This window comes from Roseburia inulinivorans DSM 16841 (genome assembly GCF_000174195.1).
GTDB lineage: Bacteria > Bacillota > Clostridia > Lachnospirales > Lachnospiraceae > Roseburia > Roseburia inulinivorans.
In genome coordinates this window covers 1-13,574 of sequence record NZ_ACFY01000062.1, presented here as the reverse complement: position 1 = coordinate 13,574, position 13,574 = coordinate 1, and the positions used below count along the sequence as shown (strand labels likewise).

The 13,574-nt window shown below is 33.8% G+C and carries 13 protein-coding genes and 1 pseudogene; all 14 read right to left on the bottom strand.

From position 1 onward, the window contains the following. Window positions 1–73 precede the first annotated feature (73 nt). The 14 genes and pseudogenes from ROSEINA2194_RS07330 to ROSEINA2194_RS07275 all read right to left on the bottom strand — a co-directional run bounded on the left by ROSEINA2194_RS07330 (window position 74) and on the right by ROSEINA2194_RS07275 (window position 13,552). A complete protein-coding gene (locus tag ROSEINA2194_RS07330) occupies window positions 74–1,048 on the bottom strand; it encodes a helicase-related protein (RefSeq protein ID WP_227970461.1) in 975 nt (324 codons plus the stop codon). After that, complete coding sequence (locus ROSEINA2194_RS20995; RefSeq protein WP_007885102.1) at window positions 1,045–1,314, bottom strand: hypothetical protein; 270 nt, start codon at window positions 1,312–1,314, stop codon at window positions 1,045–1,047. The genes ROSEINA2194_RS07330 and ROSEINA2194_RS20995 overlap by 4 nt, the downstream gene beginning before the upstream one ends. A gap of 118 nt (window positions 1,315–1,432) precedes the next feature. After that, window positions 1,433–1,651: a hypothetical protein gene (locus ROSEINA2194_RS07325; RefSeq protein ID WP_330370345.1), complete on the bottom strand. Its 219-nt coding sequence runs from the start codon at window positions 1,649–1,651 to the stop codon at window positions 1,433–1,435. Then, window positions 1,603–1,851, bottom strand: coding sequence for an HD domain-containing protein (locus ROSEINA2194_RS07320; RefSeq protein ID WP_007885099.1), 249 nt, complete (start codon window positions 1,849–1,851; stop codon window positions 1,603–1,605). The genes ROSEINA2194_RS07325 and ROSEINA2194_RS07320 overlap by 49 nt, the downstream gene beginning before the upstream one ends. A gap of 19 nt (window positions 1,852–1,870) precedes the next feature. Beyond that, on the bottom strand, window positions 1,871–2,530 hold the full coding sequence (locus ROSEINA2194_RS07315) for a hypothetical protein (protein ID WP_172727068.1): 660 nt from the start codon (window positions 2,528–2,530) through the stop codon (window positions 1,871–1,873). Between the two features lie 31 nt (window positions 2,531–2,561). Then, complete coding sequence (locus tag ROSEINA2194_RS07310; protein WP_007885097.1) at window positions 2,562–5,618, bottom strand: nSTAND3 domain-containing NTPase; 3,057 nt, start codon at window positions 5,616–5,618, stop codon at window positions 2,562–2,564. A gap of 78 nt (window positions 5,619–5,696) precedes the next feature. Then, window positions 5,697–6,248: a hypothetical protein gene (locus ROSEINA2194_RS07305; protein ID WP_172727067.1), complete on the bottom strand. Its 552-nt coding sequence runs from the start codon at window positions 6,246–6,248 to the stop codon at window positions 5,697–5,699. 723 nt (window positions 6,249–6,971) lie between these two features. Continuing rightward, window positions 6,972–9,041 (bottom strand): SIR2 family protein, encoded by a 2,070-nt coding sequence (locus ROSEINA2194_RS07300; RefSeq protein ID WP_007885094.1) that lies wholly within the window; start codon window positions 9,039–9,041, stop codon window positions 6,972–6,974. Window positions 9,042–9,084: 43 nt separating this feature from the next. Beyond that, window positions 9,085–9,354 carry a hypothetical protein gene (locus ROSEINA2194_RS21915; RefSeq protein ID WP_007885087.1) on the bottom strand — a complete coding sequence of 90 codons (270 nt, stop codon included), beginning with the start codon at window positions 9,352–9,354 and terminating at the stop codon, window positions 9,085–9,087. 184 nt (window positions 9,355–9,538) lie between these two features. Continuing rightward, window positions 9,539–9,808, bottom strand: coding sequence for a DUF6061 family protein (locus ROSEINA2194_RS07295; RefSeq protein WP_007885085.1), 270 nt, complete (start codon window positions 9,806–9,808; stop codon window positions 9,539–9,541). Between the two features lie 21 nt (window positions 9,809–9,829). Then, window positions 9,830–11,449, bottom strand: a complete 1,620-nt coding sequence (locus tag ROSEINA2194_RS07290) for a plasmid recombination protein (RefSeq protein WP_007885081.1) — start codon at window positions 11,447–11,449, stop codon at window positions 9,830–9,832. A 268-nt stretch (window positions 11,450–11,717) separates the two neighbouring features. After that, a complete protein-coding gene (locus ROSEINA2194_RS07285; protein ID WP_007885079.1) occupies window positions 11,718–12,026 on the bottom strand; it encodes a hypothetical protein in 309 nt (102 codons plus the stop codon). Between the two features lie 48 nt (window positions 12,027–12,074). Then, window positions 12,075–13,055, bottom strand: a pseudogene (locus ROSEINA2194_RS07280) (AAA family ATPase). A gap of 107 nt (window positions 13,056–13,162) precedes the next feature. Then, window positions 13,163–13,552 carry a plasmid mobilization protein gene (locus ROSEINA2194_RS07275; RefSeq protein WP_007885068.1) on the bottom strand — a complete coding sequence of 130 codons (390 nt, stop codon included), beginning with the start codon at window positions 13,550–13,552 and terminating at the stop codon, window positions 13,163–13,165. Between the last annotated feature and the right edge of the window lie 22 nt (window positions 13,553–13,574).

The window sequence follows — 13,574 nt, the reverse complement described above, 5'->3', positions numbered from 1 at the left end:
GTGTTCCTTTCTATATTCTCATGAATGTTACTCTTACATCTTATGGAATCCATATGTTTTAGTCCTATTCAGCTCAACCATTATCTCCAAATGTAATTTCCATCAATTCACTGGCTATCTCCTTACTTCTCACTCTCATAATACTATCATCAATTTTACTCTTTGCCAGCAGATTAATATTTCCATACCAGACTATTTCCTGATCAATAACGACAAATCGCTCACAAGATTCTTCGACTGTTTTCATATAAAAACCAGCTTTACGCATATCTTCATGTAACTGCATCCAATATGCCACATCACCAAATCCATAGGAATCTGGAGTCCATGTAACTATAGTAACCTGAACGCCTAATGCCTGTTTTTCTCTTAACAAGTTGATTAACTCATAAACTTTTGTTCCACTGATTGCAGGGCTTGAAATAATTATATTCTTACCCGCATCAAGTAAATCCTTGTGGTAAATTTCACTATAATTATCGCTATCATATATTGCATTAACCATCTGTTTGTCCGTTTGCAAACCACTGACAAGCTCATAACCAATCTGTTTATATGCTTTCAGTCGCTTTATGTATATATTATCAAACATTGGAATATGATTATCCGCATAATCATATATTATCACATTTTCTTTTCCTTCATAATCACGATTCAATCGCCCGGCATACTGTTCAACTACACCACGGAATGACACCGGTGTAGCTATAAAAAGTGTATCCAATCTTGGAAAATCAAAACCTTCTCCTGTAAGAGATCCGGTAGCTATTAATATAAGCGATTCATCTTTAGCAGCCTGATGCATTTGCTCAAGAATCTTCTTGTGCTCTTTTTTAGAGTTGTTACCTGTCATAAGAAATACATGATCTGCATAGCATTTTAACTGCTCATACATTTTTTCAGAATGATCCTTATAGCGTGACAGTATAACTGGTGTACGCCCTGATGATACGCACTCCTTCACATCCTCAATAATCTGTTCATCTCTGATATCATTATTATGAATTATCTCATATGCTTCATTCGGATGCATTTTACTGGTATTCACACCTCTTGGTGGTACAGCCCGGGTAAAACGTGGATACACAAAATGGCGTATTTTGCCATATTTTCTGTTATGGCTTTCGGATGTATTATTCTCTTCCCTTGTTCTAGATCATATGCTTCTTTAGTATCAATTTGTCCAAGCACTGATAATCCCTTATGGTATGACAATCCTGCTTTATCCAATATGTTTTTTAATATCTGATTTTCCAGTTGCAAATCATTCAACTGTTTTTGCAACTGTGATATATTTTCAATGGAATCACGCATATTGGCATACCTCCTGATTTTTATCTATTTGAAAAATGTTTCATCATTTCCTTTAGTTCATCGCTAAAATCTTTCAAATCATCCATAGTTATTGCACCTTCATTCAACAATTCCAGCATTATATAAAGCTGATTTGATCTGCTCTTTTCACATTGCACACCACAATCCTTTTTATCCTCTTTAATTCTTTTTCAAGCTTCCAAAACTTTTCTGAAGCTGCTCCCTCTCCGCTTAATATCTCCATGTATTCTTCATTCAGCCTGTCCATATAAGCTTCCTGCCATCCGGCTATCTTGCTGCGGAATAATTTCCAATCTTTTTCTGAAAATCTGTCCATGTTTTTTCCTCCCATTCTGCCACAAATTCATCAAGAAATCCTTCCATGACAGCCTGTCTATGCTCTGTCAATTTCTCTGCTGTGTTCGTATGCATCATATATTTTAACAATACTAATTTCTCATAAAACGATTGATACTCGTCAAATTCTGATATTCCTCTTTCCTTATTCCAATTGTTCCTATCACATCCTTCACACATTTTTCCTCAATCGTACTCCTTATGCATAATCAGCATTTTCAAGATACTCTCTTAATTCCACCTCTTCCTTATATTTTTCAAAACTTCTACACCGCTCTTCAAGATATTTTTTATGCTCTATATAATCAATTCCTTTTAGATTATCCTTTAAAGATTTTAGAAATTCTATTTTTTCGAGAATAAGCGGAACCTCACTTCCTGACCATGAGCAGAACACCGGAAACAGATGTAGTTTCTCAAAATCTTCCATTTTCTTGTTATCTTTTAAAAATTCAGTGATAAATTCTAACTTCCATTCTGGCAGAACCGTTACTACCACATCAATAAGTTTTCTGCATTTTCCAACATCTAAACGGTTCTCATGAAGTTTATCAAACAACCATTGTTTTTTTCGTTCTAATACGATATTATCTTGCGTTTTCATAAACAATAATTTTGCTGGTTCTCCTATCCAAAACTCCATATCATCAACTAGAACCTTAAATGCATAATCAATACATTCATGCCATTTTTCTACATACCATATGCGTTCAAAAATTTTTTGTTCATAACCATCTCGATGGATATTATCCTTAACCCAATCTACATACTCCTTCCATATTGTAGGTCGTTGTTCAAATATTTTTATAAAAAGCTTTCCACAATAATCCATATAATTATCATTCTCAATTGCATTCATGTAAATCTTTGCTAACGTATTTATATTATCTCTAAAAAAAATGAAGGATTTTTGTAATGTCATCATCATGGTGTACATAACCCAAAAATCTAGTCGAATATTTTGGATGGACAACGATTGCATTTAATACTTTCTCCTTGAAATCCCGATCTTTTTCCCCATACCTACTTATCACTTGAACTGTTGGCACAATAGGATTATCTTCATCAATATTATTTAGTACAATTTCTTTATAGTCATTGATAACCTTCTCACTGATACTTTCTTCTGGTAAACACTCCCATATAAAAGACAACCACGCATTCTTTTTATCAAATACTTTGCTGCTCACTAAATCGTATGTCGCTTCATATCCAATATGTTCAATCAGATATTTTATCTGACAATATCCATTCAACCTCAAAGGTGCTTTTTCATTCAAGTACTCAGTGATTACATCTATATACAAATCACTATTTTCTTCCAAGATTTCAAAAATGCAATCCAGTCCAGTATTTAAGGACCATTGATCTCTTTCGCATACTATATTTTCTAGAAAACGGCATGCGACAAACAGCATTCGATAATCACATAATTTATACGAAGTTATTTCTTTTAAAATAACTTCCCTGCGTATTTTTTCATCGTCTTCTATAGTTCTACCAATCAAGTGTTCACAAGTCAGCATCCTATATATTTTAAATTCTGTGTTCTTTGCAGGAATCAGAAAACGTTCATCAATCGTTACTCCAATTTCTTCGGCCACCTCTTTGTACCTTGCTACAAGCTTTGCATCAAAAAAATCTGGCTCATCTATGTCTATCACATTTTCATAAATAACATCAAAATCTATTTTGAAATATTCTTGAGAATCTTCTTCACTTAATCCATTAAAATTAACGTCCGATAGAATCTCATTAACAATATTGCAATACTCATCTTTTTTTCGTAAAACAGCTAAATTCTTCCATATATTTACACGAATAGCAGCAATTTCATCCGTAAAGCCCAGAGACATTCTTACAAAATTTACAGATTTGCTATTTCTGACCTCTTCAGTAAATGATATTTCAGTTTTTAAAGCACATTTCGAGATTTGTAAATACAAGACACTATTATTATATTTTTTTCCTTCCTCTGTAACGCACCACAATTTATCCAACAAATACGATTCACATTTATACTTATTTTTCCAAGAATACTTATCATATAACAATCGGTCATCTACAACAAAATAAAAATCCATTATCAAATCCGGTCTTTTTGTAAAATACAGCATCAACAAATCTACTGCATCTTCAAAATTCTCTGTATACTTATAGCCTCCCAGAATTTCTATTTCTTTTGTTGAGATATTATGATAATTTTTCTTACTATCAATATCAAAACTACGCAAATCAAAATCTACAACATTTTCTCGCTCTATATGTTTCTTTATAATATATAAGGCTTTCTCTGAGTCAACTTGATAAAATGATTGAAGATATTCCATCTCCTGTTCCGCTGGTGCATTATTCCATGCAGTAATTATAGAATCTTCCACATATTTTACCACTTCTTCTGATCCAAATATTTCCATCAAAGTATTTAGAATATATATGACTTTATTCCTATAATTTGGAAATCCAATCGCAATTAATCTTTCTACATCTATCCATCTCTTTTCAAATAAAACATAGTATAATATGTAGTTTCCCAGACTTTGATCAGATATCTTAGTTATCTCGTTTTTAAACCAATCGATCAATTCTAAATAGTACAATTTTTCTATGTTATTATTTTCCAAAATCTCTTTACCATACATTTTCTTCAAATCACTATATAGCTGATTTTCATTTGCCCTCACTGGCCCTGCTACAGTAATGAAAAAAAGTTCCATAATATCATCTTTGGTCAACTTAGCATCATCAATAATCCGACCATAATAGTTTTTAAAAATATCTTCCGCATTACGTATCGCTTGATACCCATCATCAATAGCTCTCATTCCAGCAAGGAAAGCAAGTCTAATATTGCCATTAGCAATCTCTACAATCTTTTCGAGATAGACTGAATTTAAAATTCCAAGATTATTTTTCACAATATCCTTTATTTCATCATCTTTAAAACGTCCAATTTCAATGATATTAGGTTTTGAATACTTTAACACTGAATTAATTACTCTTTCCCTAGCATAATCTCTCACCGTAATAAGAACCTTGACATTATATGCCTCTGGTAATGTCAATATTGTATTAAGCACATTATCCAGACTTGCAACCATATTAGCATCATCAAAAAAGAGCAGATATTTTCCAGGTTCATCAATATAATACTTAATATCCTCATATAACAGATTGCCATTGCTTTTAATACAGTACACTTTTACTGCTTCACCATCTTGTTTCCTGCATACTTCTAAAGCTAATCTTGTCTTTCCAATTCCAGATGGTCCACTCAATATGGTAACTATATTTTTTCTAATACTTTTACAAGTTTCACTAATTTCAGAATCCCGATGGAAAAATTCACAATCAATAGGTGCATTGATACCATTTGCATCATATGCTTTCACAAAATCCTCTACGTCAAAAAATTGATTTGTATCTATTTCAATACCAAGCATGTCTTTCGCAATATGCGGATAGATTAATGCTAACTCATGTGAAAGTGTGTCAATTCCAATAAGTTCTATCTTCACTCCTTCTACAACTTTCATAATGTCTGAAAACTGTTCAATATGAATATTGGTGGAACAGTATCCACAAATAATTTTTTTAATTTTATCCGTAGGTAATGACAATTTTGCCTTATTAAAACACGACAAAATATCAGCTCGTATTTTCTCCTCTGGCTGTGAACTCACACTTCCATAGTTAATTAAGATATATTTTCCATCATCAGTCAGAACATAAGAATCCGGTGTTCCCTTCGTTGGTTTGTTAGTACCTGTCTGAACTCCCAGAGTTTGAATATTTTTAAATTTATATTTTTTATAAAGATATTCGTCAAACAATTTTTGAAAGGCACCACCTTCCAATTGCATGATCGCATTTTGTATATAATTTACATTACTCAATACTCTCACTCCTTCTACAACACTGTCAGGGCATTCACCATTATTAATCAAATTAAAAGTTTTCCTAAAAAATCCCTTTTAGGAATTTGATTTTCCACTTTTAACAATCTGAATAAATTTTTCTATATACTATTTGACGCTGTTAATCTCTAATTCATTCCAATCATCTACTGTACTAGACGAACTCTCTATCACATCCATCTGATTTTTCATCTGAATAGCATCATGTATGCAATCCTCTGCCAAACCTAATAAAATACCAGTGAGAAGTATAACAATCGCTTTCGCAATAAGTGGATGATTTTCTGCCGTTTTATTTAACATATCATATATCTGCTTTTCCCAGTTTGCTTCTTTTTCGAAAAACTGTATTATATTTTTCCATATATGATTTGTCTCCTGTATTGTTTCTTCATCAACATTTGTTTCTTCAAAATCCTTACTCTCATCAAGTGCTGTAATTACGTCGTATGTTTCTTTTATGACCTTTTCATTATTATTATCAATTTTGAAAAAAGACTTATATATTTCAAAATTTTGATACTTATCTTTCACATATCTCATATAGAAATCCCATTCTACATCAAAAGACATGCCCTTCATTTCAGTAAATACTTTATAATATGCTATTAAACGCTTAATTTGTTCATCTTTTTTCTCTGCTTTTGTTGGCTGTTCCATAACTATATTCACTTTTTTCACCTTAATTTTCTAAATTTTTGCTTTTCTCTTAATATTTTAATTTTCGCATGAATAGATATCTTTGTCAATTTTTATCGAACATTTATTCTGGTTTTAAATCTTACTTTATAGTCTCATTTCCTATTTTAGGTAATTCAATTCTTTTCCCATTACAGTATACTTTTCTACTTTATTCTGAGATACCTCCTCAAAGCCAACTTTCTTATAGCAATCATAAGCTGATTCATTATTCTCCAAAACTTCTAATGAAACACAACAATCCAAAATTTGCTCAACTAAATGAGCAAAATTTTCATTAAAATGTACGCCAGAATCTTGGCTAATTGAACACTAGGAAAATCAAGATACTAATCTTACTTCTTGCATCCGTTATAATTACCACTGTGAAATCAATACCATTTTAACTGACAGTAGAATCCATCCTCAACCTTTTAAAAATTATTATCACTCAACATAAAACTAGCCAAGAAACGCTATAAATTCGGCATTTCTTGGCCATGTTATATTCAGTCAACCCGCTTTACCATCAAAGTGCAAAATACTTTGCCTCGAGATATCTGTTTACTATTCAAACTCTTGGGCGGAGAGATTTATCTGGCTGTTTTGTGGTACACATTTGTGCATTTTATTTTTCATATTCATCCTATTTTGCATTTTTGTGTACTTCATCTAAAATTTTTAGAGCCAAAATGGAGCCAACAATTATATCATCTTTTTTATGTCATCCAGTTGTTTTTGCAAATTATTTAATTCTTTCAAAGTTCCTTGATAAATATATTCTCCTGAATTTAACAATATGCTTAATTGTTTTAACGCACTATTTACATATTGCTCAGCATAATTATCCCAACCATATTTTTCAAAATACCTAATAGCATTCCGTGCATAAGTTAATACATGATAATTCACTCTAACATCCTGTGTAATACAAAATTCTAATGTTAAAAATGATTTCTCTATTGTTTTCTTTAGCATATCTAATTCACGTCCACTTGTTGGCTCATTAACAATATTCATTTCAAACATTATTATTGCATGCGTATTTGCAATTGAAAAAATCTTCTTTTTACTTTCTGTATATGCCTGATCTATTTGTTTCCATGCTAAATCATATTCATTTTTTCTTTGTAAAAATAATGCATATTGGTGTCTAACATATGGAGATTTATTGTTTTTCAATACCTTTTCATAGAACTCTATCCCTTCTTTTAAATCAAATGCTTTTTTTGTTAAGTCAGCATCATATGCTCTACGTTTGAAAATATCATATCTATATATAATATGATTTCCTACTTTGTCCAAAAATTTATTCATAACATTTGATATTATGCTTGCATCTATAACACTAAATGATTTTTCTGCAAATAGTTTACTACGCATTTCCTTATAATCTTGCGTTTTGTCATAAAAATCGTATTCCGTACTTTCTACTATTATTCTATTCATTTTTTCTAACGCATATAATATATCTTCATACGATTCAATACAATCAGAGAAATAAAAATACATCATATCCATTGAACAAGGTATACCACAATAGCTTGTATAATTTACTAACACAAATAGCTCTAATAAGTCGATTTTCAAATTACTATCCTTATAATTTTTCAAGTCATTTACATAACTTTTTATTCGTTCTTGAATTTGTGTATAGGTCGCAGTATAAAAAACTATTTCTAATAATGAAATATTTTGATTCTTTTCCATCAAATCAAATGCATCTGAACTAGATCGATTCATTGACTTACATATCATTTGAATATCATTCTTATTAAGTTCACTTATATCAACTATTCTATCCGATGATATATTTAAAAACCTTTTTACATATTCATAATTTAAAGCTCTTTCAGCTAAAACTAACTTTATGTTCCCTGCTTCTTTCAAAACATTAAGAGCATCTACATTACTATACAAATTATCAATAAAAATAGTTACATTCTTGTCTTCTTTTACTAAATCAACTAGTTTCTCTGCTTCTTGCTTAATAATATTATTGAACCAAAATTTTCTACCACTTAGTTCATCTGAAAAAGCTAATTGCATTAGCAATGTTGATTTTCCACATCCAGGAATACCTGTAATAAGCGTTATATTTCCTTTTAATATCGTCTCTAATAGTACAGAGTAATAAGATGTCTTAGTAACATTGTTTGATACGATATCTGAAATTACTGGTTCTGCACCTGCAAAAAAATCTACAACTGGACGTTTTACACCAGACTTTTTTAACTCGTTACAAATAAAACTTGTTGGAAATTTTTCTCTATACTCCTTATATATATATTTATCTTGCTCTTCATTCCTTGCAAAACTCTGTTTCCCGAGATAACTAATTAATTCCTTTGTGTCGGCTTCTATAATATTAAATCCCATATCTTCATAATCTTCAATAACTGCCTTATTCTCCTCATCAGGATAAACAACTAACCATTTTTGCATAGAACATTTTGAATACGCCTCGCTGTTACATATCAATTGCATTGTATTACTATCATACAATCTCGTTCCCCAAAAAATTGTAGGTGCCGTTGAAAGCTTGAATGAAACTGTTTCAAATAATTTATTATCTTTTATAAAAAGATCTGTCAATTCTGTTTCTGTAAACGACATTCTACTTCCAACAGGATATGTAACTGAGCCATGCAATTTATACAAACTCACAACCTTCTCCTTTTCTAGTGAACCATAAATTGCTGTATCGGATATATTTATTGCAGATTTCGGAGACTCATATATTTTTTCCAACAAATTATCTATGTTAATTGTCACAATATTTTTTATTGGTAATTTTGTAATTTCAAAATAGTCTTCATCAAAAGTCTTTACCGTATATATTTCTTTTAATTTTTTCTAAAATATCCGAATTATTAATTTTTATTTTTTGACATGTCCTACTCAAATTAAGATTTCGGCTATTATCTAACGAAAACATCTTTATCAATCTTTTATTTATCTCATCACCTAATGGCAATTTTTCATCATTATCATTGTACGCATAAACAGAAAAACCTGCCCCTAAATATAAATTAATCCCATATGACCTTGCTAATTCTTTAAACAGTTCCTCATTATCAAATCTCATAAAAACCTCCTAACTTTGAAATATTATGCTACAATTTATTAAACAATCTTTTAATCAAGCTGAATTATTTTTAATATATGTATCATTTTTAATAATCAACTTTTACAAGATACTAAACTATTGACATTATATAATATATTCGTGTTTTTATCTACTATCAAAAAATTGTTATACCCTTGCACAATCATCCAAAACATTCTTTTGACCTATTTTCATCCTCAATATCACAATATGCCTGCATCTCCCCGGCCATAGCCATTGCAACATACTCTATTGGCTTGTTATCCAACAACCTATGCAGCTTCGCCAGTGACTGCTCTGTTGTCCTCAGAGCAGCCTCCACTTCTTCGCACTTTATCCGCAACATATTTCCATCTGTAAACCACACCTCAACATATCCGTTATCCATGTTATAAGCACAATCTACGATATTATCCATTCGATTATCTTTCATATCATCAATCCATCCTTCCCATTATCTTGTCCCATAAGGCCTGTCATACCGCCTTATCTGCTTTTCTGTACGCTCCTGTTCCTTTACCTTACGAATAATCGTATCAATCTGCTCTGCACCAGCATATCTCTTCACACGCTCCAGATCATCAGCCTTTTCCTGCAACAGCTCTGTCCTATCACTCATATCCTTAATCTTACCCTTGTAAAACTCCACATCATCTGACAGTCTCTTCTTTTCCTTCCGAAGCTGTAATACTTCCTCTTTTAGCCTTACGCATTGGATTGTCAGGTTCTTTATCAAGGTCTTAAGTTTATTCACAAATGGCATTACCACCTTATCCCGAAATGACTTAGCACTTGCAAATGCACCAGGTTCCGGCAATTGCCATTCCGGTGCTTCATCATACTTCCTTACATCACGTTGTAATAACTGCTCCGACTGCACCATCTGCTCTATATGGCTCTTAAGCTCATTCTGTTGCTTTTCAAGTTGAACATTATTCTGTTGCAAATCATTGTATTTCTGTCTTAATGCCTGATTATCAGATTGCAATGAATCATTTCTTTGCTCCAGAGTGTGATTGTCAGCAGATAACTGATCATTCACATTCTCCAATTTACTATTCGTATATTGTAAATCTTCATGCCTTTGTTCCAGTTCTTCATTATCGGTCTGCAACTGTAACTGCTTCTGCTTCAAATCATGATTATCCATACGAAGTCTATCTTTGCGACTCTCAAGCCTTGCATTTTCCATCCTCAAATCTTGATTACTTGCAAGCAATACTTCCTTCTCCTGTTGTGCCACAGCCCCTTCTTCTTTTGCCCTTTGCGTAGCCTCTTCTGCCAGTTCTTTTTCAGCAGTAGCATTCTTTAATTCCTGTTTCTTTACAGAAACCTCTTCTCCAAGCTGTGCAACCACCGAAGACATTTCCCGCTTCTGGCTATCCAATTCAGCCACTTCCCTTGCTCGCTCTTTCTTTTCAAATTCAAGCACTGACAAATGCTTCTCATGTGTACCCTTTTGCAGCCATTCCACACCATATCGCTCCATGACTGTAGCAAGTTCCTGCTTCTCTGATGCAATCCACTGATTTAATTCGGTAGCACCTCTGGTACCACCAGCGAAGCCTTCTGCCGCCAATGCAGATTTTAATGATACCCTTGTATCAAGACCTCGCTTACTTCCTGTAATATATGGTACAAAATCAATGTGCAGATGCGGTGTTTCTTCATCCATATGCAAATGTGCCGAGAATACATACAAGTTCGGATTTCTAGCTTGGAACTCATCCATAAATTCCGTTAAAATCCTTTTTGCCAACAATCCATCTTCACTTCTGGCATTCATATCATCTTTATTTCCGATTTGAAATATCACTTCATGAAATAACTTTTCCTGCTTGCCCCTCCTGATTTTTTCATAGTAATTATCAATCATGCGATCTTTCCGTTTCTGTTTTGCATTATATCGTTCCCGTGCTTCATCAAACAATTTATGATAAACCTGCTTAATATCTTCCTGGCAAAATTCCACATTATCAGCACTTCTGTTTTTATCTACATTCTTAGCTGTAAATGCTCTGGTATTATGGTTCACAGAACCTTTACCAATCATTGCACTTATCGTTCTCTCCATAGGCAATCTTCCCCTTTCTTTTATCTGTCATATTAGCGCCGAATACGGCGCAGGCTTTGTTACTTTCGTCGAAAGTAACGCAAAAGCACTTTTGACAGCTACGCCATCAAAAATGCAACCTGACAAGTCAGGTTTTGCGCCCTGCCGGGAGCTTTTCTGCCTGCGGCAGTCAATGTACACAAGCCTCCACTATGTCAAGCACACCACATTTTCCTTATCCATTCTAACGGAAGCGTGACACGCAACCGTTATATATGTTTAAGAAAAACTACCACCGAAAACTCTCCGGCACACCTCGTCTATCCAAATATTCTTTTCGAGCCTTTTCCTTTTCTTCTTCCGTTAGTGCAGTCTTATATTTTGTATACAATTCTCTCATTACCATTGCGTCCAGCTTCTTCTCCAGCCCCTGTTTTATCTGAGGCAACAGTTCCTCCTGTTCCAACATAAAATATCTCATTATCGCAACGAAAAGTTCTTCTGAAATCTGTACATTTTTCATATCAATCCACCATCCCTTTCCTAATTCATTCAAGACCGCAACACTGCAAAGTCTATATGCTTTGCAACCTTGCAAAGTTTATCTCCGCAATTTCTATATAGCCTGCAATGTTGCGTTCTTACCCTATCTCTGTTTTACTGTATCCAATTCCCAATACCACGAGTTATTGATTTTCTTTGCCCGGATGCCCAATTCTTTCTTTGCATTTTCCAATGTTCTCTTTGAAATGCCCTGTTCATCAGCCATTTCAAAAACTTCATTACTCTGCACCATATTAGTTGTTTCTGCCAATTCACGAAGCATTTGCTTTGCCTGTTCCAGTTTATTTGCCTTTGGTGCAATACCGCCAAGTACTTCATCTGCGGTAATCTCATAATCTCCCAACCAATGAAACCCTGTTTCTGATAACATAAATGCCTTCGGATGTCCAAATGCCGCAAGATTATTCTTTATCTGAACAACTGCTCTTGTATTAGGTTCTCCCTCTATTCTGCCGACCAGAAGCACACTCCTCGCCACAGCAAAGAAGTCAATGGAACCCATGCCCCTGTATGCTGCTTTATTACCAGATGCCTTATTCATATGACCTATAAGAAGAATTGCACACTGATATTTCTCTGCTAATGCTCCCAGCTTCTTCGTCATATCTCTTGCCTCATTTGCCCGGTTCATATCCATACCACCACCGAGATACGCCTGTATCGGGTCTAATATCAATACTTTTGCCCCAGTCTTAGCAAGTGCCTCTTCCAGTCTTTCATCTGCCATAGACAGAGATTTATCGCTTTCATCAATAACCAGTATCTTTTCGCAGTCCGCCCCGGCAAGTTCAAGCCTCGGCTTTACTGTATCTGCCAGTCCATCCTCTGCTGTCTGATAAATGACATTTACTGGCTCCTGCACATCCATATCACTGTCGAGACTTTCTCCCTTTGACAGCTTTGCTGTTATATTTAACACCAATGTGGTCTTTCCATCACCCGGATCTCCCTAAATAATTGTCAGCTTCCCATATGGTATAAACGGATACCACAGCCATTTCACTTCCTGTGACTCAACCTCAGACATCCGTATCATCTTTAATTCTGTCTTCTGTCCTTCCATAAAAGTCCTCCATTTTCAAATCTTTTATTTGCTCCTAAGAAGAACCTCTGCTATACTCTAGTTGTATTTACAGGTGTAACAGAGGTTTTCTTTTGTTACAGCAAGTCCTAACAGTTGCCGCTGTCAGGACTTTTTTCTTTATCAGTCTGTGTTCCCTGCCAGAGATACTTGGCACCGTCCAGCATAGAAATAATCGCCTGTAGCATATCCATACAATCATTTCGCATATCTTCCAATCCCTCAGCAGTAAGTATTACCTCCTGCTGTTCCAGTTGTTTTACCAGTTCAGAGAGATTTGTCTGCATATTCTGCAATTCCTCTACAAGCTGGTAAATGACCTCTTTCTTTCCTACAACACATATTCTGTTATAAATGCAGGAACGTACAAAATAATCTTTCTTCTGCATACCGCTTGCAAGTATCTTGGCTTCAATCATTTCCCGCTCTCTGTCCGATACACGAAAGCTGATTGTTGGATGTTTGTGTACTCCGCTCATAAATCTTCCTCCTCATTCTCCA

Bases quoted from the DNA above. Each gene is read 5' to 3' on its own strand.
- ROSEINA2194_RS07315 (WP_172727068.1), bottom strand. From the start codon at position 2,530: ATGAATGCAATTGAGAATGATAATTATATGGATTATTGTGGAAAGCTT.
- ROSEINA2194_RS07295 (WP_007885085.1), bottom strand. From the start codon at position 9,808: ATGAAAGATAATCGAATGGATAATATCGTAGATTGTGCTTATAACATG.
- ROSEINA2194_RS20995 (WP_007885102.1), bottom strand. From the start codon at position 1,314: ATGCGTGATTCCATTGAAAATATATCACAGTTGCAAAAACAGTTGAAT.
- ROSEINA2194_RS21915 (WP_007885087.1), bottom strand. From the start codon at position 9,354: ATGAGATTTGATAATGAGGAACTGTTTAAAGAATTAGCAAGGTCATAT.
- ROSEINA2194_RS07275 (WP_007885068.1), bottom strand. From the start codon at position 13,552: ATGAGCGGAGTACACAAACATCCAACAATCAGCTTTCGTGTATCGGAC.
- ROSEINA2194_RS07305 (WP_172727067.1), bottom strand. From the start codon at position 6,248: ATGGAACAGCCAACAAAAGCAGAGAAAAAAGATGAACAAATTAAGCGT.
- ROSEINA2194_RS07290 (WP_007885081.1), bottom strand. From the start codon at position 11,449: ATGGAGAGAACGATAAGTGCAATGATTGGTAAAGGTTCTGTGAACCAT.
- ROSEINA2194_RS07325 (WP_330370345.1), bottom strand. From the start codon at position 1,651: ATGGACAGATTTTCAGAAAAAGATTGGAAATTATTCCGCAGCAAGATA.
- ROSEINA2194_RS07320 (WP_007885099.1), bottom strand. From the start codon at position 1,851: ATGTGTGAAGGATGTGATAGGAACAATTGGAATAAGGAAAGAGGAATA.